Below are 21,052 nucleotides of genomic sequence, written 5' to 3' on the forward strand. Positions count from 1 at the left end.
GGCGGGTTTTGCTGTTTGCTGAGCACGAGCAGGCCCTGAACTTAGTATGGAGAGAGTCAGCAGGGCCTGTGCGCAGTCGAAGCGTTTTCAGCCAACCGGAGCGTTCAGTAGCACCCAGAGCTGGGCAATCCTGCCGTCGACGATCCGGGCGGCATCCGATCCGGTGACGGCGATGGGCCCGCCGTCGGGGCCAGCCTCCCAACGGAGCACGGCCAGCCCGTGATGGCCGACGCCACGACCAGCCGGCGTGAAGCGGAAGGTGGGTCCGAACTGCGCCAGTAGCTTGCCGGCGACGGCGGAGATCGCTTCCCGGCCCGTCACGATGCCATCCGGCTCGTACATCACAGGATCGGCGATGAAGAGTTCTTCGATCGCCAGCGTGCGCCTATCGTCATCGCGCTCGTTGAATACGCGCTCGAGATTGGCGCGCAGCAGGTGGTCGTAATCGGGTTCCTGAGTCGACAAGGGAGCGGTCCTTCCGAGTGAGAGGCAATCAGTCGATCTTGATAGGGTTCATCAGCGGCTCACCAGGAAATTGCACCAGACGGCTGCCAAGGGCGAGCGGACCGAGATCAATGCCGAAAGTCGATGTTCCTCCCTCCTTCCGCCTGTGGCGACGCGTTATCGCCGGAATGGAACAGCACCCGAATGCGATGGCTGCGCGTCCCACGCCGTTCAGCCATCGCATCACGCTCCTAGTGCAGCGCGGTTGCGCGACCGCTGCCCGGCAGCGTGCGCACGCCGAACAGGACGATCAGCGCGGCGACCACCAGAAGCAGGCAAGCGGCGGCAAAGGTGCCGGTCACGCCATCGACCGCGAGTATCGCACCGCCACCGGCCGCTCCTACCGAAATCGCCAGCTGAACGGACGCGACGAGCAGGCCGCCGGCGGTCTCGGTCTGATCGGGAACGGCGCGGGTGAGCCAGGTTGACCATGCGACCGGAACGCCGCCGAAGGCAAAGCCCCAGAGGGCGAACAGCAGGGTATGTACCGTGGGATCCGCCGGAAGAGTGACCAGGGCGACACCCAGCGCTGCCATCAGCAGCGGCATGCCGAGCAGAGCCGCTTTCAGGCTGCGCTCGATCAACGGGCCGGCCGCCAGCGTGCCGACAAAGTTCGCCAGCCCAAAGCCGAGCAGAATACCGGAGAGCGCGTTGATGCCGATGCCGGTGACCGTCTCGAGGAAGGGCCGAATATAGGTGAAGACCGCGAAATGACCGGCGAAGGCCAGCATGGCCGCCAACATGCCCAACGCGACGCCCGGCCGGCGCAGCACGTCGACCAGCGTGCGCAGCCCAGCGGTGCCGGTCGGTGCCATGCGGGGCAAGGTCGCGATCTGGGCGATGATCGTCACGACGCCCATGGCCGCCGCCAGCAGGAACACGGCGCGCCAGCCGAGGAGATGGCCGAGATAGCTGCCGACCGGAGCGGCGAAGATCGTCGCCGCCGACACCCCGCTGAACAGGATCGACAGCGCACGCGGTATCATCGCCTCGGGCACGAGCCGCATGGTCAGCGCCGCCGACATCGCCCAGAAACCGCCAAGCGCCAGCCCCAGCAGCACGCGGCCCAGGATGAGCACAGGCAGGTTCGGGGCGAACGCCACGATAAGGTTCGAGATCACCAGCATGATCGAGAAGGCGACCATGAGGTTGCGCCGATCGATGCGCTGCGTCGCCGCCGAGACCAGCAGGCTGGCAGCCATCGCCACCAGAGCTGTTGCCGTCACGGCCTGACCTGCAGCGCCTTCGGTGATGCCGAGGTCGGCTGCCATCGGGGTCAGCAGGCTGGCGGGGAGAAACTCCGCCGTGACCAGACCGAAAACCCCCAGCGTCATCGAGCCGACGGCCGCCCATGCCGGGGAAATGGCGGGCGTTTGTGTCGCCTCCGCCGCAAGCGTGTCACTCATTCGTCTGCCTTTCCAGTGAAGCATGTTGCATTGCAACAGGCTAGGCTGGTTTGGCAAGACGAACTATGCCAGAATATCCTTCATGTTTGATCATTCGTCCGAAGCTGCGGCCTCCGCCGGGCGCTCCACCTACACTGACGTCGTGAGCGAACTGCTCGGCGGCATGCGGTTCGTCGGCCTGAAATACCGTCGTATTCAGATATCCCCGCCCTTCGGCGTGCATTTCGGCAATGAGGCGGGACGTGCGCAGTTTCATTTCATTTCGCGCGGCACGGTCTATCTGCGGCGCCCCGAGGGGGACATCGAAAAACTGGAGGCGGGATCGGCGGTGTTGCTACCGCATGGCGGGGCGCACGACCTGCTCTCCGCTCCAGACCTGCCATGCCGCACGATATCAGCCTTTGCTGAGGCTCCGCTCTGCGGCACCGTCGCGACGATCAATGCCTGCGATACCGATCTCTGCCGCAGCACCGATGTCGTGATCTTCAGCGGCTGCATGGAGCTCGAACTCGGTGGCATGACCCCGTTGGTCGCCTTGATGCCATCGGTGATGTCGGTCGGCACATTGCTGGAGCGCTATCCCGAATTGCTGCCGATGCTGGAGGCCATGGAACGGGAAACCCGCGGCGACCGTGCAGGTTTCGCCGGCATTCTCGCCCGCCTCGCCGAGGTGGTGTCGGTCTTCATCGTCCGGGCATGGATCGAATGCGGCTGTGGCACCGCCGCCGGATGGGTGGCCGCGCTGCGCGATTCCCGGCTTGCGCGCGTCATTGCCGCTGTGCACCGCGATCCCGGCCGCGAATGGACGGTGGCCGAACTTGCCTCGGTCATGGGCAGTTCCCGCTCCGTGTTCGCCGCACGCTTTCTCGACGTGACGGGGATGACGCCGCTGCGCTACCTCACCGAACTGCGGATGCGTCTTGCGGCACAATGGATCACGCGGGACAAGATTCCCATCGAGACGGCCGCCGACCGGCTCGGCTATGGCTCGCACGCCGCGTTCAGCCGGGCCTTCAAGCGGACGATGGGGCATGCGCCGGGAGCTCTGCGGTCGTTGCAGCTTGGTCCAAGAACGGTCGAGCCGCACGAGACGCGCTAGCACCCTGCTCGGGCGAAAAGCGCGGCGCGGAAAGCAAAACCACTCAATTCAAATGAGTTGTCGCCACTGCGGCTGAAGCTAATTACGCGCCAAAAAGCAGAAGTTCGCTGGGACGACGACGATGGGCCGGCTTGGGGCCAGTAGCAGACGGTCCGTTATTTGGGACTTCAAACAAGAAGCGGACATGTCGCCGACGAAGGTCGAGGGCAGCTCCGTGATGCTGATCGGCGCGCTGCCCGAGATATCCATAGGGCCGAACGACAAAAGCGCCACACCACGGACGCCCAGCCGCTCCGCGACCGTCTGGTCGATGCGGGCAAATCCACGATCCGGGGCCGGCGTGGCGAACAGGAATCTGGCCTCCAAGACAGGGCTTCCGGGGCAGGCGTGAAAGCGCGTGAGCCCTCCGCTGTGGGACGCCCGCTTTCAGCAGACGATCCGCAAGGCCCAGAGAATCGAAGATCTCAATTGAACGCTGATGAACGACGGTCGCCCGATCCCAGGTCAGTGGCTTGTCATGGGCGTCGATGAGAAGGAAACCGACCCCGCGGCGCTGGAGTTCCGCAGCGTCGGCACGCGTTCCGCTGGAGCCCACCAAGTTTTAGATGGGCTTCCAGCCGTAGCGTTTGCGCAGATCGGCCAGATTATTCTTGATTCGCACGATTGCGGAGCTGGTTGGCTCATTCTCTGAGAAGAAGCGGCCCGTGGGCGTCCGCAGAAACACCTCCGCAGCTTCGGCCGAGATCTTCAGATCATATCCGGTCTCAAGCCAGATCGCGTTGCCATAGGCATCCAGACGAACGAGCGAGGTCTCTTTGCCGAAGAAGCTGTTCGACGCGTAGGTCTGCAGCCGCGAAATGCGGTCGCCCCGGAAGCCGACATGCTGCATGGCCAACAGGTGCTCATTGCCGTAGCGGATATCGAGTACGATGGAGCCGGTATCCGTCTCGGCATCATAGCCTATGGAAGGCACGTCGACGCCGTCGATGATCGCAAACCACCAGACGTTGTTGTATTCGACGAAAAACCGCAGGGACATCCGGCTGGCATCGGCGAGCGTCGTCTTGAGATAGCCGGTATCGGCCTCGAAAAGATCCAGGTCGAAACGCCGGTCCGCGTACATCTGGCGGAAACGACCGAGCATTTCGAGACGTTTTGCCGCCCGTTCGCAATGGGGCGCGGTTTCTGCACCGCTGCCCTGGACTGAAACCGCGCCGGGCACAACCTGCGCTGTATCGGCTGCCATCGCGGCGCGGTGAACCACCGCAGCGACCGGTACCGCCAGCGACGCGGAGAGCAGGTGGCGTCGATTGAACACGATAGTCCTCCCGTTGCGCGGTGTGGCTGTTCGGGCTGCGTGGTTCACCAGGTGATCTTGAGGCCGCCCCAGAGCTGGTGGTTGTCGTTGCCGCCGCCGATTTCGCCGTCATAGCTGGCGAACAGCGAGCTGCTGTCGCTGAGCTTCACAGCGGCCGACAGGCCGACCAGCGCGCTGTCGCGCTGACGCGTCGCGCCATAGACCGTGAAGTCGGCAGCGGGAGACGAGGCGAACGAAGCCGTCATTGCCGGCGTCGTGTCGGCGAACTCGTGCACCCAGCCAAGCCGCAGGCCGAGGTCGAGCGGCACGCCGTTGCCGAGATCGAAGCGGGTGGTGAAGTCGGCGCCGAGCGTCGTGCGCACCGAACTGGTGGACTGCGAGGCAACGGCAAGATTGTAAAGACTCGAGCCGGTCTCGGTGAAGCCGTCCTGATCGATCGAGACCACCTGCAGGCGCCCGAACGGCGTGATCGCGATCTTGAACGGCGTGTCGAGGTCGAATGTGTAGCCAGTCTCGATCTGGCCGAGAAACTGGCCGGCGTCGGTGTCGCCCTTGGCGATCCCGGCCGCCAGACCCGGGCTGGAGATCGTGCGGTCCAGGCTGTTGCTGGCATTGGCATAGCCTGCCAACGCGTCGACATAGAGCGGGCCTTGCGTGAACGAGCCATAGGCGACCGCGCTGACCGTGTCGGCATCGGTGTTGCCGGCGAAGCCATTGACCGATTGCGAGCCAGCGACATAGCCGCCGGCAACGCCGACGAGGACGCCCGGATTGACGCGGTAGTCGATGCCGAAGGCGGTGCCGCCCAGCGAATAGTCGAGGCCGGAAGCATTGGCGTTGCCGCTCACGCCGCCGGTGCTGCCAATGCCGCTCATCCAGACAGAGAAGCCTGCCAGCGCATCCGAACCGGGCTCGGTGAGCGAAGCCCGGTCGCCGCCCAAGCCGGCGCCGCGCGCGACCGACATCTGCCGCCCCACCGCGTTCATGAACAGCTGGCTGGCGCGCAGATTGACCGTGGCGATGTCGGTATAGGGTTGGCCGCTCAGCGTCTGCAGCGCGGCGCTGCCTTGGCCGATTTTCGCGCTGGCCACGGTATTGATGAGGTCGACAGAACCGCCGGCAACGGCGATGGCATCCAGTGCGCCGCCGACGGCCTGCTGGTTGATGGTCAGCCCGCCCGCGCGGAAGGCATCGGGCAGCAGCGCCAGCGTGACATAGATGTGCTCGGGATCGATCGAGACCTGAGGCGTAAGGAAGGCCGTGCCACCTGTCACCTCGCCGAAAGTGACCGTCCCGCCGGCTTCCGTCGTGATGATGGTATAGGTGGTGCCCGGCGTGTAAATGCCCGGCTCCGCGGAGATGTCGAGCGTGCCGGCATTGATCATCACCCTGTGGTCGGCGCCGATGACGCTGATCCGGTCGCTGTCGCCGGCGGCGTTGACCTCCATCTCCAGCGTGCCGCTGTTGAGGGTGAAGTTGCCGTCGACGATGAGATGCCCGATCGAATTGCCCGGTTTGACCGTGCCGCCATTATTGGTGATGTCGCCGGTGACGTTGCCGCTGCCGCTCAGCGTGCCGCCCTTGTTGACGATGACATTGCTGGTCAGATGGCCGTTCACGGCAACGCCGCCGGCATTGATCGTGGTGCCGCCGCCGACGGTGCTGACGCCCGTGAGATTGAGCTTGCCGGTGCCGTTCTTGATCAACGTACCCGTGCCGCTCATGCTGCCGGCATAGGTGCCGTCGAAGGCCTGATCGAAGATCAGCGCGGCATTGTTGACGATGTCGCCCAGCAGGCTTTCGCTTGTCCCTTGCAGGGTGCCCCCGAGAACCGTGAACTCCGCCAGGCCCGGGACTTGCGACTTGAACTTGCTGGTGCCGGAGAGGACTAGCTTGCCGGCGCCGGTCTTGGTGAGGGTGCCGAGCCCGAGCGTATTGCCCATGCCGGTGATGTTGCCGGCGAAGGTGCCGTCGGTCGCCTGATCGAACACGATCGACCGCGCATTGGTGTTGCCGGCATTATTGTCGAAAGCAATATTGCCGCGCAGGTTGCTGGTATTGCCCTGAATGGTGCCGCCATAATTGTTGACCCCACCATACGGGTCCGCGGCGCCGGCGAGGACGAGGGTGCCGGAGCCAACCAGGCTGAGAGTTTGGGCGCCCGTTCCGCCCGCACCGATGGTGCCGGTCAGCGTCAGCGTGGTGCCGGCATCAAGCTGGAAGCCGCCACCCGCGTCCACCAGCGTGATCGAACGATCCGTCGTGAAGCTGCTCGACGCCCAGAGGTGCCCATTATTGACCATCATGATATTGGCCCCGCTCCCGAGCTTGTCGTCGGAAGCGATCTGCAGCGTGCCCTCCTCGATGATGGTATCGCCGCTATAGGTGTTCGTTCCCGTGAGCTGCAGGACGCCGCCACCGTTCTTGATGAATCGGCCGGTGCCGCTGATGTCACCGCTCCAGATCAGCGGATTGTTCTGCACGTATATAATGCCCGCGTCGGTCAGCGTGAGATCGCGGCCGATGTTGAGCGCCGCCGCCGCATCCGCGGTCGTGCCGAGGGTGCCGCCATTCAAGGCGATCCCCGTGCCGGCGGCGCCGAGATTGGCGTCGGTCGTAAACCGGACATCGCCCGCGATCCGCGTGCCGCCGGCGTAGGTGTTGTTGCCGGCCAGTTCGACAATGCCGTCGCCCGCAACGATCAGCGCGCCAGAGCCGCTTATTGTCCCGTTCCAGGTCACCTGGGCATTCGGATCGCCGCCGTTCGGCCCGACATAGATGCCACCGGTTCCCGTCAGCGTCAGGGCGCGATCCATGACCTGCCCGTTTGCCGTGCCGATCCCGATCGCCCCGCCAGCGAGGTCGATGGCCATTCCGGTCGGGCCAAGGCTGGCGTCGTCGCGGAAGAACAGCACACCGTTCTCGACCCGCGTGCCGCCGGCCTGCGTGTTGGTTCCTTCGAGCGTGAGGTTGCCCGTGCCGGTCTTGATGAGGGTACCCGTGCCCGACATGTTGCCGGCATAGATACCGTTGGCGCTCTGGTCGAACAGAACCTGGGCATTGTTCAGGATGTTGCCCTGTATCCCGAGGCTGTCGCCTTGCAGCACGCCACTATTGACGGTCGTGCCGCCGCTATAGCTATTCGTGCCGGTCAGGATCAGCGTGCCGGCGCCGTTCTTCACGAGCGACCAGCTGCCGGCATTGCCGCCGGTGCCTCCGAGACCGGTCTGGTCGGCGATGGCGTCGGATATGTTGACCGTCTGGCCAGATCCGGGCGCTATGACGAGTGAGCCGTTGCCGGCAAGGAACATTCCCGTTCCGGCCGAGCCGCCGGCCTCTCCCCAGCCGAATCCCCGACCACCGGCACCGCCAGAAACGGCATTGCCGGCGACATTGAGCGGCCCATTCACGGCGAGAGATCCGCCGTCCTGGACGAAGATCGCGCCGCCCATGCCGGCGCCGCCGCCGCCGCCGCCGCCCTTGTTCGGTCCGCCGGGGCCTCCCTTGCCCGCCAGGAAGCCGCCATCGATCTTGGTGGAGCCGGCACCGCCGCCCCCGCCGCCGCCGAAACCGCCCACACCGCCATAGGCTGATCCCGAGCCGCCACCGCCGCCACCGAACCCGCCCGCACCGCCATTGCCGGTGTCGATACCGTCACCACCACCGCCCGTTCCACCGCCGCCGCTGGAAAGCCCTCCGGCATTGCCGCCATTGGCACCGGTCGGCCAATAGCCCCCACCGCCGCCGCTGGTCGAAACAATGCCGTTGCCCGTCGCGACGCCGCCCGCGCCACCGCGCGCTGCGCTGCTCTGCAGATTGACATTGTCGACCGCCACATGCGCGCCACTGGCAACGAACAACGCCCCGCCAAGTCCAGCGCCGCCGCCACCGCCGGCACCCTGCAGGCCGTTTCCGCCTGTGCCGCCCTGCGCGACAGAATTGGTGATGGTGAGGTCGCTTATCGCGACCGAGCCGGACTGCACGAACAGGCCGCGATACTCGTTATCGCCCGAGAGGGTGTGGTTGCCGCCGATGAAGGTGACGTTCGTCGTGACGTTCGGCAGATTGCTCGCCAGCGTGATGTCAGCAGTGAAGGTGATGGTGTCGCCATTGCCGGCATTGCTGATGGCGCTGCGCAAATCCGCATCGCTGCCGACATTGAAGTTCGCGGCATAGACGGGGCCGGTGAGGATCGTCATCCCCATGGCGAGGAAAGTCGCCAGCGCCGTTGCTCTGAGCGGTCGCACGATCAATCGCGACGTTGTCATCGGGGGCGTCGCAACAGCCGGCATCGTCAGCATCCTCCGGCGCGCCCGAGTGGCCTGAGCCCCCAGCGTCGCACCTATCCCGTAACCTCTGGTCATTGGAGAAGCATGAGGGTCACGCGTCCCGCAACAGCTTTCTCGCCATGCGCGGCCCACTGATACATTCCGACCAATGTTGAGACGCCTGAAGCACTCGGCCCCTGAGCCGGTCCGTCACGCCCCGGAGAACGGCCGCTTCATCGCAGGCCTCAAGCGCGATCCGGATCAGCAGTCTCCCGCTGGTGGCGTGACCTCCACTGTGACCGACCTTGCCGAATGGGCGACGCTGGTACTGGCAAATGGCCAGCACGATGGCCGCGAGATGATCTCGCCCTCCGCTCTGCTGCCGGCACTGCGCGCTCAGGCCTTCGGTGCACCCGCGGGCACGGACGGCTCGCGCTCGGGATCTCACGCCGGCTGACACCCTCTTCGCCATTTGCTTCGGCTAAATCGTTGATTGTGAGGCTTTAAGTCTCGATCTGCCTGAGCAAACCCGTTCATTGCCCATTTCCTGGTTGCTGCCGGGTCCGACGCGCGACAGATCGGGCGGCCGTCTGCGCGTCGGAACGATACCTTCACGCTCTTCCAACGCCGCAACTCTCCGACCACCAACCCCGACGGACCCCGCCGCAGCTCTATCGGCGGCACGGCATGCGAGGGGCGACGGGCACATGGCGGTCCCATAGCGGCAAGCCGCATATCGATGGTGGAGATCATCGGCGCGGTTAACCACTCGTTAACCGAGATTAACTGAATCTATCCATCAGATGGGGAGATTCGATCCGTGAACGCTGTCACTCAAACTGGGCCATCGATCCGTTTCCGTGGACGGTCGTTCATGGCGATGACGCTGGTCGCCGATGTGCCGCTGCAGACGTGGCTGGCCGATTTCGACGTGTGGCTGCAGCGGTCTCCCGGATTCTTCAACGGCCGGACCGTCGTTCTCGACCTCGCCGACACCGCGCAGAGCCGGACCGATGTCGAGCGCTGGATCGCTGAACTCGCGACGCGGGGCGTGCGGCTGATCGGTCTCGAGGGCGTGCGGGCGAGCCTCGTGGATGCCACCATGCCGCCCATCCTGCGCGGTGGCCGCGACAGCACGCTCCCCATGGCCGATGTTGCGGCCCCCCCGGTGGAACCGCGCAAGCCCCTCGAACCCGTCAACCTGCTCGTCGAGCGGCGCGTGCGCTCCGGCCAGTCGATCGTCTGCCTCGAAGGCGATGTGACGATCATCGGTTCCGTCGGCGCTGGCGCCGAGATCATCGCCGGTGGATCGATCCATGTGTACGGGACGCTCGCCGGGCGGGCGATCGCCGGAGCCACCTTCGGCGCGTCGGCCCAGATCTTCTGCACCAAGCTCGAAGCCGAGCTGCTGGCCGTGGACGGCACCTATCGAACCGCCGAGGACATTGACAATGCCTTCCGGGGCAAGGCGGTCCGCGTATCGACCGAAGACGACACCCTGCAAATTACCGCGCTTTAGGAGCGAAGCAAGACATGGCTAAGATCATCACAGTCACGTCGGGAAAGGGTGGCGTCGGCAAAACGACGACGACCGCCGCCATCGGCGCTGCCCTGGCCCGCACCGGCGATAAGGTCGTCGTCGTCGACTTCGACGTCGGACTTCGCAACCTCGATCTGATCATGGGGGCGGAGCGCCGGGTCGTCTACGACTTCGTCAACGTCATTCAGGGCGATGCCCGGCTGCCTCAGGCGCTCATCAAGGACAAGCGGCTGGATTCGCTGTTCCTGCTCCCGGCCTCGCAGACGCGCGACAAGGATGCGCTGACCGAAGAGGGCGTCGATCGTGTCATCGGCATGCTGGCGCAGCATTTCGACTGGGTGATCTGCGACAGCCCGGCCGGCATTGAGCGCGGCGCGACGCTTGCCATGCGCCATGCCGAGATCGCCATCGTGGTCACCAATCCGGAAGTCTCGTCGGTGCGCGACAGCGACCGCATCGTCGGCATACTCGATGCCAAGACGCTGAAGGCGGAGCGCGGCGAGACGGTGGACAAGCGCCTGCTGCTGACCCGCTACGACCATGTCCGCGCAGCGCGCGGCGATATGCTGAAGACCGAGGACGTTCTGGAAATCCTGTCGCTGCCGCTGCTCGGCATCATTCCGGAGAGCAATGACGTGCTCAGGGCGTCCAATATGGGCGTTCCGGTCTCGATCCATGATCCCAACAGCGCGCCGGCCCGCGCCTATCAGGACGCGGCGCTGCGCCTCAAGGGCGAGAACATCGCCATGGAGCTGCCCCGGCAGCGCGGTCTGTTCAGCAAGCTCCTGCGGAGGGCGGCATGACCTTGTGGAAGCGTCTCTTCTCACCCGCCAGCGCCCCCCAGGCGCGGGAACGGCTGCAGATCCTGCTGTCCCATGAGCGCCAGGTACTGGGCGGCGACGACCTGCTCTCGCGTCTGCGCGAGGACATTCTGGCCGTCGTTGCCAAGCACGTGCCCTGCGAGCAGGACAATGTGAAGGTTCGCCTGGAACGCGGGACGCCGATGTCGATCCTCGAGATCGAGGTCGAGGTGCGCGGCGACATCAATCTGGCGATCAGCCACGCGGCCTGACGGCGCAAGCCAAACGCCATGGCTCATCCGGGTGAGCGCCCGAAAGGCAGCATCGCCCGGATGAGCCGTGTTCGGCCGGCCATTGCTTCGATAGGGGCGCGGCCTAGAACGGCAGGCTCGCATTGCCCTTCACTTCCTTCATGACGAAAAACGTCCTCGTCTGCCGGACGCCGGGCAAGGCGATCAGCTTCTGCCCGTGCAACTTGTTGAAATCGGCCATGTCGCGGACCCTTATCTTCAACAGATAGTCGAAGTCGCCCGCCACAAGATTGCAGTCGAGCACCTCCTTCATCTTGAGGATGGCCTCTTCGAACGCGCCGAAGCTCTCCGGCGTTGAGCGGTCGAGCACGACGCCCACCATGACGAGCGCGCCAAGGCCGACAACGGCCGGGGCGATCTCCGCCCGGACGCTGGTGATGCACCCCTCCTCAAACAGACGCTGCGTCCGCCGATGACAGGTGGCGGGGCTTACGTTGACGCGCAGCGCCAGTTCGGCGTTTGTCAGCCGCCCGTCCTCCTGCAGCGCCCGCAATATCCTGATGTCCGTCCGGTCCAGCGCCGCTGTGAAAGAATCTTCCATTTTTTCCACATTTTCTAGACAGGAATGCGGATTATATAAACGATATCGAGATGTTGGCGCATTAAATAACCGAACTTAGAGAGCACCTTTCGCAGGCAATAGACTATCTTCCGCTCATCAAGTTTTGGCGGAGGCAAGCCATGTCGCTCTTGCAGAAGTTCGAACGATATTCCCTCACGTTCGGCCCTACGCCGATCGAGTATTTGCCCCGGCTGTCGTCGGCACTTGGCGGAAAGGTCAAGATCTTCGCCAAGCGCGACGACTGTAATTCGGGCCTCGCCATGGGCGGCAACAAGCTCAGGAAGCTCGAATACATCGTGCCGGACGCCATTGCTGCCGGCGCCGACACGCTGGTCTCCATCGGCGGCGTCCAGTCGAACCACACCCGCATGGTGGCGGCGACCGCGGCGAAGATCGGCATGAAATGCGTGGTGGTGCAGGAGAAGTGGGTTTCTCACCATGACGCCGCCTATGATCGTGTCGGCAATATCCTGATGACCCGGCTCATGGGTGCCGATAGCCGGCTGGTGGATGCCGGCTTCGACATCGGCGTCCGCCAGAGCTGGGAGGACGCCATCGCCTCGGTGACCGACGCCGGCGGAAAGCCCTATGCCATTCCGGCCGGCGCCTCCGAGCATAAATATGGCGGCCTCGGCTATGTCGGCTTCGCCGAGGAAGTCGCCGAACAGGAGGACGCGCTCGGCTTCCGCTTCGACTACATAATCACCTGTGTCGTCACCGGCTCGACGCAGGCCGGAATGATCGTCGGCTTTGCCGCTCAGGGCCGAGCGGAGCGCGTCATCGGCATAGACGCCTCAGGCACCCTGGAGCAGACCCGCGCGCAGGTGCGCCGGATCGTCGACCACACGGCAACCCTCGTCGAACTCGGCCGCACGGTCCGCGAGGACGAGATCGTCATCAATCCGGATTATGCCTACCCGGCTTATGGCGTGCCGTCCGACGAGACCAATGCGGCGATCCGGCTCGCCGCCCGCACCGAGGCGATGATCACCGATCCCGTCTATGAGGGGAAATCGATGCAGGGGCTGATCGCCCTGACGCGGGAGGGCTTCTTCCCCGAGAACTCGCGGATTCTCTACGCCCATCTCGGCGGCGCCCCGGCGATCAACGGCTACAGCTCCTATTACAAGGACGGCTGAGCCGCGAGCCGGCCCTCCACGCTCCTACCCTTCCCGACACGATGCCGCCGGCCTGTCCACGGGCCGGCGCTGGGAAGGCTTTGCTCCGACCGTCGCGCCGCCCGGCGCGGCCCGCACGAACGAGAAGCGTTACCCGTTGCGGAAAGACGCCCCCAGACGGACCCGCCCTGAACGCCATCAAACCCAAGCAAGGAACCCTGTCATGGCACTCACACAGCTCTCGCTTTCGCTCGCTGGCACCCTGCTCTTCGCCCTGGCCGCCGCCGTCCCGGCGCGTGCCGCCGAACCGGTCAAGAACGTCGTCATCGTTCATGGCGCACTGGCCGACGGGTCCGGCTGGCGCAAGGTGCACGACCTGCTCATCGCCAAAGGCTTCAACGTCACCATCGTGCAGGCCCCGATGACCACCTTCGAGGCCGACGTGACCGCCGCCAGGCGCATCCTCGATCTGCAGGACGGGCCTTCGGTTCTGGTCGGCCACAGCTATGGCGGCATGATCATCACCGAGGCCGGCAATGCCGATAACGTCGCCGGCCTGGTCTATATCGCCGCCTTCCAGCCGGATGCCGGCGAGAACCTCCTCGACCTCGCCGGCAGGACGCCCCCCGCGACCACGGGCATCAAGGCAACCGCCGACGAGTTCCTCTATCTCGATCCCGACGTCTACGCCGCCGACTTCGCGGCCGACGTGCCGGCGGCGGAAGCCAGGTTCATGGCGAATTCGCAGGTCTTCCCGTCCAAGCTGGCCTTCGAGACCCGGATCAAGCAGGCAGCGTGGAAGAGCAAGAAGAGCTGGGCGCTCGTCGCGACCGCTGATCGTGCGATCAATCCCGAACTGATGCGCACCATGGCCAAGCGCGCCGGCAGCACCACGGCGGAGGTCGAGGGCAGCCATGCGGTGTTCATGTCGCAGCCGCAGGCCGTTGCCGATCTGATCGTGGAGGCCGCAAAGGCGTCCGCGAAGTGAGGATCCCGCTGCCCCCGCCCCCCGGGGGCAGCAGCTTCGCCGGACATGTGTGCGGGCGGCCCCTCGTCAGGTGTCGTAGCTCAGGAAGGATGACGACAGATACGGCGCCAGTGCGATGGCATCCGTTAGATGGCGCCTGTCGAAGGCGTGCTCGATACCGAGGATGTTGAGCGTGCCAAGCGTGCGGCCTTTGGCGACGACCGGCACATTCATGGTGGCGCCGAGACCCAGCCCGCGAATGAGATCGTAATCGCCGGGGAATGCCCACTTCACCCCCTCGGCGTCGGCGCCGAGGAAGGGCTGCTGCTCGACAATGACATGCTGCCCCCAGGCGGTCTTGCCGAGGCGCTCGCGCCCGGAAACCGGGTAGTTGACCGGGTCGGTCGTGTAGATGCGCTGCACCTCGTCGCCATCACTGGTCAAGAGCAGCATGGTCAGCAGCTTGAAGCCGATCCGCAGGCTGGCGGCCTCTTCCACCATCCGGAAGATTTCGACAGGCGTGCGGGCGCGCAGATAGCCGGCGCCCAGCTTGGTGAAGTCCTTCGCGGTCAGCATCGATCAGCGCCCCACCGCATAGCCTTGCATGAAGCGAGGCGTCGCTCCCGCACGCAGCATCCCGTCCGACCGCCCGGCCGCGCAGACCCGCCCGAGCGCCCACGGGCCTTCGATCTTCAGGCGGTGCCCCCGCGCGGCGAGGCGCTCCAGCGTCTCGGCCGGAAACCGGCTCTCGATCAGCAGTTCGCCCGGTGCGCGCACGCGGGGATAGAACGAGGCTGGCCCATGCCGGGTGTTGAACAGGGGCGCGTCGATGGCCGCCTGCAGGTTCAGGCCGTGGTGCAGGTGCCGCAGCAGCACCGTTCCCGTCCACTGGTCCTGCTGGTCGCCGCCCGGCGTTCCCAGCGCCAGCCACGCCGCGCCGTCCCGCTCGACCATGGTCGGCGACAGCGTGGTGCGCGGGCGCTTGCCGGGCACCAGGCACGAGGGCAGCCGCGGATCGAGCCAGCACATCTGCGCCCGCGTCGAGAGGGGAAAGCCGAGTTCGGGGACAACCGGCGAACTCTGCAGCCAACCGCCGCTCGGTGTGGCCGAGACGACGTTGCCCCAGCGGTCGATAATGTCGAAATGCACCGTGTCGCCTTCCACCTCGGGAAGGTCGATGAAGGTCGGCTCGCCCATGCCGGGACCGACCGGGATCTCGCAGCCCGCCCGTTCCAGCAGGGCGGCGAGCGCGGCCTGCGCACCCGGCAGGTCTCCGGGCCGCAGGTCGAGCGAGGCGTCGTTGCCGATCAAGGCGCGCCGGTCGCGATTATACGCGTCGGAGAGCAGCGTTTCGAGCGGCACGGAGACGACGTCGGGATCGCCATAGAAGGCGTCGCGGTCCGCCATGGCGAGCTTGGTGCATTCGGTGATCAAGTGCACATAGTCGTCGCCCAGCGGGTCCATCGCGCCGAGGTCGTAGCCCTTCAGCAGGGCCAGCACCTGCAGCAGCACGGGGCCCTGTCCCCACGGCCCGGTCTTGTGGACACGGGTGCCGTGATAATCATAGGACAGGGTGGGCTCGTAGCTGGCCTGCCAGCCGGCCATGTCCGCGCCGGTGAGCAGCCCGCGATGCTTGCGCCCGCTGGTGTCCATCAGCTCGTTGCGGCGGTAGAAGCCCTCGATCGCCTCCGCCACGAAGCCCTGATAGAAGGCCGCGCGCGCGGCGTCGATCTGCGCCACCCGGTCGCCGCTGGCGGCCTTGGCCTCCGCGCACAGGCGACGATAGGTGGCGCCGATCTGCGGCGTCGTGAACAGCGCGTCGGGCTTCGGCCGCTTGTCGTGCGGCAGCCATACCGCCGCCGAAGTGGGCCATTCCCGGCGGAAGAAGTCTTCCACCGCGTGGATCGCCTGCACGGCGCGCCGCACCAGGGGAAAGCCCTGCTCGGCGTAGAAGATCGCCGGCTCGAGCACGGTCTCGATGTCCATGGTGCCGTGATCGCGCAGCAGCAGCATCCAAGCATCGAAGGCGCCGGGGACGACGGCCGGCAGCAGGCCGGTGCCGGGCACCAGCTGCAGGCCCAGCGTCCCATAGGCTTCCACCGTCGCGGCCGCCGGCACGGTGCCCTGCCCGCACAGCACGGTCGGCGCCGGGGCGCCGGCTGGCCACAGGATGATCGGCACCTCGCCGCCGGGCCCGTTCAGATGCGGCTCGACGATCTGCAGGGTGAAGCCGGTGGCGACGGCGGCGTCGAAGGCATTGCCGCCGCGCTCGAGGATCGACATGCCGACGGCAGAGGCGATCCAGTGGGTGCTGGCGACGACGCCGAACGTGCCCTTGATCTCGGGGCGGGTGGTGAAGGAAGTGTCCATCGGTGCGGCTCGCATTCAGGCGGCGAAGGTGTAGGCGGTGCGGACCTTGGTGTAGAACCGCATGGCGTGGTGGCCCATTTCGGCCGGCCCGTAGCTGGAAGCCTTCATGCCGCTCAGCGGCACATGGAATTCGACGCCGGCGGTGGGCAGGTTCACCATGGCAAGGCCGCTGCGGATATTGGCCTTGAAGTGCTGCGCCAGCTTCAGCGAATTGGTGACGATGCTGGCGGAAAGACCGAATTCGGTATCGTTCGCCACATCCAGCGCCTCCTCATAGCCCTCCACCGGGATGATGCAGGCGATGGGCCCGAAGATTTCCTCGCGGTTCACCCGCATGGCGTTATGCGTATCGGCGAACAGTGCCGGTGCAAGAAAATGGCCGGGCGTCGCCCGCTGCAGGGGCTCGCCGCCGGTCACGCGGCGCGCGCCTTCGGCTTCCGCCAGCGCGATATAGGACAGGTCCTTCTCCAGCTGGCGTTCGTCGACCACCGGGCCGATATCGGTTTCCAGCGAGGGGCCGACATCGACGATGAGCTGGCCCATCCGCGCGGCGAGCGCCTCGGTGAAGCGGTCGGCGAGGCTGGCGTCGACGATCAGCCGGCTGGAGGCGGTGCAACGCTGCCCGGTCTGCAGGAACGACCCCTGCACCGCGCATTCCACCGCAAGGCCGAGATCGGCGTCGGCGGCGATCACCAGCGGGTTCTTGCCGCCCAATTCGCATTGGGCGGGAATCATGCGGGCGGCGGCAAGCTGGGCCACGGCGGTGCCGGTCGCCACCGAGCCGGTGAAGCTCACCGCGTCGACGTTCTCCACGATGGCACGGCCCACCGCGCCGTCGCCCATCAGCAGGCTGAACAGCCCCTTGGGACAGCCGGCCTTGTCGATGATGTCGGCCAGCGCCCAGGCCGAACCGGGGACCAGCTCGCTCGGCTTGAACAGCACGGCATTGCCATAGGCGAGGGCGGGGGCGATCTTCCAGGCGGGGATCAGGATCGGGAAGTTCCACGGGGTGATGAGCCCGACGATGCCCACCGGCTCGTGCAGCACCTCCACCGATACCCCCACGCGCAGCGAGGCGAAGCGCTCGCCCGCCATGCGCACCACTTCGCCGGCATAGAAGCGGAAGATGTCGGCGGCGCGGGCCACCTCGCCCCGGGCGTCGCGAAGCGCCTTGCCCTCCTCGCGCGACAGCAGCAGGCCGAGCTCGTCGGTGCGCCGCTCGATCTCGTCGGCGATGCGCCGCAGCAGGTCGGCCCGCACGCCCGGCGCGGCGACGGCCCATTGCGCGCCGGCGATGCGCGCGGCAGCGGCGGCGTCGCGCACCTGGGCGGGGGTGGCATCGGCATAGTCGCCGACGACGTCCCCTGTGTCGGAGGGGCTGACATTGAGGCAGCTGGTATCGCCCGAAACCCATTCGCCGGCGACGAGATTGCTGAAGATCGACATGGAATGTCTACCTGGCTGAAGCGTGGGGAGGATCAGGCGTGGGCGCGCATGTCGTCGGTGAAGCGCGCAAGGCCGCGTGCGAAGCGGGCCAGCAGATCGTCCACCTCGGCCAGCGTGATGATGAGCGGCGGCGAGATCGCGACTGTGTCGCCAATGGCCCGCACCACCAGCCCTTCTTCCAGACAGGCCATTTCCAGCGCGAGCGCGGCACGCCGCTCCGGCGGGAAGTTCTCCTTGCTGGCCTTGTCGCGGACCAGTTCGAGGCCGGCGATCAGGCCCATGCCGCGCACGTCGCCGACATAGGGCGAGCCGGCGAATTCCCGCAGCCCGTCCTGAAAGCGGGCCATGACCGAGCGGACATGGCCGACAATGTCGCGCTCCTCGTAGATCTTCAGCGTCTCGACCGCGACGGCGGCGGGGACCGGGTGCGCGGAATAGGTGAAGCCGTGGCCGAACACGCCGACCGCGTCGGCGCCGGCGGAAATCCCCTCGAAGACCTTCTCGTTCATGAGCAGCGCCGAGATCGGCTGGTAGCCGGACGACAGCGCCTTGGCGACGATGATCATGTCCGGCTCGATGCCGAAGGCCTGCGAACCGAACATGTGGCCGAGCCGGCCGAACCCGCAGATCACCTCGTCGGCGACGAACAGGATGTCATATGTGCGCAGCACCGCCTGCACCTTGGCGTAATAGCCTTCCGGCGGCACGATCACTCCGCCCGAGCCCAGCACCGGCTCGGCCCAGAAGGCGGCGATGGTTTCCGGGCCCTCGCGCAGGATCATCTCTTCCAGATTACCGACGATGCGGTCGACAAAGGCGGCCTCGCTCTCGCCTTCCTGCCCGTAGCGGTAGTAGAGCGGGCAATCGGTGTGGAGGATGCCCTCGATCGGCAGGTCGAAATTGATGTGGTTGCGCGCGATACCGGTCAGGCTCGCGGTGGCCAGCGTCGTGCCGTGATAGGCCCGCACGCGCGAGATGACCTTCTTCTTCGCCGGGCGGCCCAGTGCGTTGTTGTAGTAGCGCACCAGCTTGAGCGCGGTGTCGTTGCCCTCCGACCCGGAGCCGGCGAAATACACCTTCGACATCGGCACCGGCGCCAGCGCGACCAGTCGGTCGGCGAGGTCGGCGGCGGCCTCCGTCACCTTGTGGCCGAAGGAGTGATAGCAGGGCAGCACCTGCATCTGCCGGTGCGCAGTGTCGACGAGACGCTTCTCGCTGAAGCCGAGGGAGGCGTACCAGAGCGCGGAAACGCCTTCCAGATAGCGGTTGCCGGCGGTATCGAAGACATAGATGCCCTCGCCGCGCTCGATCACCAGCGGGCCGGTCTGCGCCAGCGCCCTCGGGTTGGAATAGGAGTGCAGGTGGCTGCGGGTGTCCCGCGCCTCGATGGAGTTCGGCATGTTGGACATCAGGCGTCCCCTTCCACGGCGGTTCGGTTGTTCCGGCGGGTGCGGCGGGCGTCGATCCACGCGAGAGCTTCGCGCAGGGCGCCGGCGAGACCGCTCGGAAACAGGGTGATGATGAGGATGAGCGACAGGCCGTAGATCACCAGCCGCCATTCCTGCAGGTCGCGCAGCACTTCCTGCATGCCGACCAGGAATAGGGCGCCGAGCAACGAGCCCCAGAGGGTTCCGCGCCCGCCGACATAGGCGATGGTGAGGATCTCGACCGTCCGCTGGATGCCGAATTCTTCCGAGGTCGGCACCAATATGCCGATGTAATGCGCGTAGAAGGCGCCGAAGACGCCGACGAAGAAGCTGGCGACGACGAAGTTGAACAGTTTGTAGCCGACGACATTGACGCCGAGCACGCTGGTGCCGAGCTCATCGTCGCGGATGGCCTTGAAGACCAGGCCGATGCGCGAATGCACGATGGTGTGCAGGATCGCGTAGACCACCACCACCATCACCAGAAGCAGGTAATAATAGGTGATGGGGTCGCCCCGCGAAAAGCTGAGGTCGAACAGCGGCGTGAAGGGCTTCACCGTCAGGCCGGAAGCGCCGCGCGTGATGTCGCGGGCATTGGAGATGGTGTAGCGCAGCGTCTCCATAACGAAGAGCGTCGTCAGGCCGATATAGATGCCGCGCAGCCGCAGCGTCAGCACGCCGGTGATCAGGCCGATCAGCGCCGAGGCGAGGCCGCCGATGAGCAGTCCGGTCCACGGCGTGATGTGGAAATACTGCACGCTGAGCGCCGAGCCATAGGCACCGGCGCACAGGAAGCCGGCGATGCCGAAATTCACGAGGCGCAGATAGCCCAGCATGAAGTCGAACAGGGCGCCGAGGATGAAGAACAGCAGTATCGAGGTGAAGACGGCCGGCAAATAGCGCCCGCCGACAATGCCGGGCACCATGGCCAGTGCCGCGAGCAGGACGAGGATGATGGCGGGGCCGGCGAACCGGCTGCCGGCGCCGTCGCGGACGGCGCCATCGCTGGAGGATGTTGCGCTCATGGCCGCGTCACCTGCGTGCTGAACAGGCCCTGCGGACGCAGCACGAGCACGGCGAGCACCAGCAGCGAGGTGATGGTGTTCTGCCAGCCGCCCGGCGCGAAGGCGGTTGCGTAGGCCTCGATGAGCCCGAGCAGCGGCCCGGCCAGCATCGCACCCCAGACGCTGCCGAGCCCGCCGATGATCACCACGACAAAGGCCTTGAGCAGCACCTCGCCGCCGACCGTGGGATAGGCGGGGTAGGTGGAGAGCAGCAGCGAGCCGATGGCGCCGGCCAGCGCGGCGCCGATGCCGAAGGTGATGGCGTAGATGCGCTCGATATCGATGCCCAGCACCTGCGCGGCGGCCGGGTGCTCGGCGGTGGCGCGAATGGCGCGGCCGGTATCGGTCTTCTTGAGGAACAGCGCGAGCGCCACGGCGGTGGCGACGGCACCGCCGAGAATGAGCAGCCGCTCATTCGCCACCACGATATCGCCGATCTCCTGGCGCCCGGGCCAATAGGCGGCGACGCCATATTCGCGCGGGCCGAACACGATGAGCGCGAGATTCTGCAGTACCACCATGAGGCCGATGGTGAGGACGTAGCCGTCGACCAGCCATCGGCTGCCCAATCGCCCGCGCAGCGGCGCGATCAGCCCGCGCTCGATGGTGACGCCGACGCAGAACATGACGCCGGCGGTCAGTAGCAGGCCGATGGGTGCCGGGATGCCCAGCATCACCGTGGCGAAATACATCGCATAGGCGCCGAGCATGAACAGCTCGCCATGCGCCATGTTGATGACGCCGAGGATGCCGAAGATCAGCGCCAGGCCGGCGCCCATCAGCCCATACATGGCGCCGCGCGTGACGCCGTCGATCGTCAGTTGGATCAGTACGCTCGCAGTCAGCACGGGT

At 66.1% G+C, this 21,052-nt stretch carries 19 protein-coding genes and 1 pseudogene; 7 read left to right on the plus strand and 13 right to left on the minus strand.

The window, feature by feature from the left end; genetic code table 11:
- Window positions 1-87: 87 nt before the first annotated feature.
- Both ACQY76_RS03920 and ACQY76_RS03925 read right to left on the minus strand, forming a co-directional pair.
- Window positions 88-465, minus strand: coding sequence for a nuclear transport factor 2 family protein (locus tag ACQY76_RS03920; RefSeq protein WP_428031607.1), 378 nt, complete (start codon window positions 463-465; stop codon window positions 88-90).
- Window positions 466-695: 230 nt separating this feature from the next.
- Window positions 696-1,910, minus strand: a complete 1,215-nt coding sequence (locus ACQY76_RS03925; protein ID WP_428031608.1) for an MFS transporter — start codon at window positions 1,908-1,910, stop codon at window positions 696-698.
- Between the two features lie 82 nt (window positions 1,911-1,992).
- Here ACQY76_RS03925 and ACQY76_RS03930 point away from each other — a divergent pair, with 82 nt between their 5' ends.
- Window positions 1,993-3,009 carry an AraC family transcriptional regulator gene (locus tag ACQY76_RS03930; RefSeq protein WP_428031609.1) on the plus strand — a complete coding sequence of 339 codons (1,017 nt, stop codon included), beginning with the start codon at window positions 1,993-1,995 and terminating at the stop codon, window positions 3,007-3,009.
- 78 nt (window positions 3,010-3,087) lie between these two features.
- Here the strand turns inward: ACQY76_RS03930 and ACQY76_RS03935 are convergent, their stop codons facing one another.
- From ACQY76_RS03935 to ACQY76_RS03950, 4 genes and pseudogenes are all read right to left on the minus strand, one after another.
- Window positions 3,088-3,375: a hypothetical protein gene (locus ACQY76_RS03935; protein ID WP_428033084.1), complete on the minus strand. Its 288-nt coding sequence runs from the start codon at window positions 3,373-3,375 to the stop codon at window positions 3,088-3,090.
- A gap of 73 nt (window positions 3,376-3,448) precedes the next feature.
- Window positions 3,449-3,604, minus strand: a pseudogene (locus ACQY76_RS03940) (FAD-dependent monooxygenase); the annotation flags it as partial.
- Window positions 3,605-3,610: 6 nt separating this feature from the next.
- The gene (locus ACQY76_RS03945) at window positions 3,611-4,327 is read right to left on the minus strand and encodes a hypothetical protein (protein WP_428031610.1); all 717 of its coding nucleotides are present in this window, start codon (window positions 4,325-4,327) and stop codon (window positions 3,611-3,613) included.
- A 44-nt stretch (window positions 4,328-4,371) separates the two neighbouring features.
- Window positions 4,372-8,574, minus strand: a complete 4,203-nt coding sequence (locus tag ACQY76_RS03950) for an autotransporter domain-containing protein (RefSeq protein WP_428032927.1) — start codon at window positions 8,572-8,574, stop codon at window positions 4,372-4,374.
- Between the two features lie 304 nt (window positions 8,575-8,878).
- On the opposite strand from ACQY76_RS03950, the gene ACQY76_RS03955 reads away from it, so the two are divergent.
- From ACQY76_RS03955 to minE, 4 genes are all read left to right on the plus strand, one after another.
- Complete coding sequence (locus ACQY76_RS03955) at window positions 8,879-9,052, plus strand: hypothetical protein (protein ID WP_428031611.1); 174 nt, start codon at window positions 8,879-8,881, stop codon at window positions 9,050-9,052.
- A 417-nt stretch (window positions 9,053-9,469) separates the two neighbouring features.
- Window positions 9,470-10,114, plus strand: coding sequence for a septum site-determining protein MinC (minC, locus tag ACQY76_RS03960; protein WP_428031612.1), 645 nt, complete (start codon window positions 9,470-9,472; stop codon window positions 10,112-10,114).
- A gap of 14 nt (window positions 10,115-10,128) precedes the next feature.
- Window positions 10,129-10,938: a septum site-determining protein MinD gene (gene minD / locus ACQY76_RS03965; RefSeq protein ID WP_428031613.1), complete on the plus strand. Its 810-nt coding sequence runs from the start codon at window positions 10,129-10,131 to the stop codon at window positions 10,936-10,938.
- A complete protein-coding gene (minE, locus tag ACQY76_RS03970) occupies window positions 10,935-11,207 on the plus strand; it encodes a cell division topological specificity factor MinE (protein ID WP_428031614.1) in 273 nt (90 codons plus the stop codon). Before minD ends, minE begins: the two co-directional genes overlap by 4 nt.
- 103 nt (window positions 11,208-11,310) lie before the next feature.
- On the opposite strand, the gene ACQY76_RS03975 is transcribed toward minE, so the two are convergent.
- Complete coding sequence (locus ACQY76_RS03975) at window positions 11,311-11,787, minus strand: Lrp/AsnC family transcriptional regulator (protein WP_428031615.1); 477 nt, start codon at window positions 11,785-11,787, stop codon at window positions 11,311-11,313.
- A gap of 140 nt (window positions 11,788-11,927) precedes the next feature.
- Between ACQY76_RS03975 and ACQY76_RS03980 the strand changes: the two genes are divergently transcribed.
- Complete coding sequence (locus tag ACQY76_RS03980) at window positions 11,928-12,947, plus strand: 1-aminocyclopropane-1-carboxylate deaminase (protein ID WP_428031616.1); 1,020 nt, start codon at window positions 11,928-11,930, stop codon at window positions 12,945-12,947.
- A 202-nt stretch (window positions 12,948-13,149) separates the two neighbouring features.
- Window positions 13,150-13,914, plus strand: coding sequence for an alpha/beta fold hydrolase (locus ACQY76_RS03985; RefSeq protein ID WP_428031617.1), 765 nt, complete (start codon window positions 13,150-13,152; stop codon window positions 13,912-13,914).
- 66 nt (window positions 13,915-13,980) lie between these two features.
- Here the strand turns inward: ACQY76_RS03985 and ACQY76_RS03990 are convergent, their stop codons facing one another.
- Genes ACQY76_RS03990 through ACQY76_RS04015 form a run of 6 tightly spaced genes read right to left on the minus strand, consistent with a single transcriptional unit; the run spans window position 13,981 to window position 21,048 of the window.
- Window positions 13,981-14,469 carry a GAF domain-containing protein gene (locus tag ACQY76_RS03990; protein ID WP_428031618.1) on the minus strand — a complete coding sequence of 163 codons (489 nt, stop codon included), beginning with the start codon at window positions 14,467-14,469 and terminating at the stop codon, window positions 13,981-13,983.
- A gap of 3 nt (window positions 14,470-14,472) precedes the next feature.
- Window positions 14,473-16,263 (minus strand): gamma-glutamyltransferase family protein, encoded by a 1,791-nt coding sequence (locus tag ACQY76_RS03995; protein WP_428031619.1) that lies wholly within the window; start codon window positions 16,261-16,263, stop codon window positions 14,473-14,475.
- A gap of 15 nt (window positions 16,264-16,278) precedes the next feature.
- Window positions 16,279-17,709 carry an aldehyde dehydrogenase family protein gene (locus ACQY76_RS04000; protein ID WP_428031620.1) on the minus strand — a complete coding sequence of 477 codons (1,431 nt, stop codon included), beginning with the start codon at window positions 17,707-17,709 and terminating at the stop codon, window positions 16,279-16,281.
- A gap of 32 nt (window positions 17,710-17,741) precedes the next feature.
- Complete coding sequence (locus ACQY76_RS04005) at window positions 17,742-19,118, minus strand: aminotransferase (RefSeq protein WP_428031621.1); 1,377 nt, start codon at window positions 19,116-19,118, stop codon at window positions 17,742-17,744.
- Complete coding sequence (locus ACQY76_RS04010; RefSeq protein WP_428031622.1) at window positions 19,118-20,161, minus strand: branched-chain amino acid ABC transporter permease; 1,044 nt, start codon at window positions 20,159-20,161, stop codon at window positions 19,118-19,120. Before ACQY76_RS04010 ends, ACQY76_RS04005 begins: the two co-directional genes overlap by 1 nt.
- Window positions 20,158-21,048: a branched-chain amino acid ABC transporter permease gene (locus ACQY76_RS04015; protein WP_428031623.1), complete on the minus strand. Its 891-nt coding sequence runs from the start codon at window positions 21,046-21,048 to the stop codon at window positions 20,158-20,160. Before ACQY76_RS04015 ends, ACQY76_RS04010 begins: the two co-directional genes overlap by 4 nt.
- Window positions 21,049-21,052: the final 4 nt, after the last annotated feature.

Origin of the sequence: Ancylobacter sp., from assembly GCF_965279025.1 — a bacterium.
Taxonomy (GTDB): Bacteria; Pseudomonadota; Alphaproteobacteria; order Rhizobiales; family Xanthobacteraceae; genus Ancylobacter.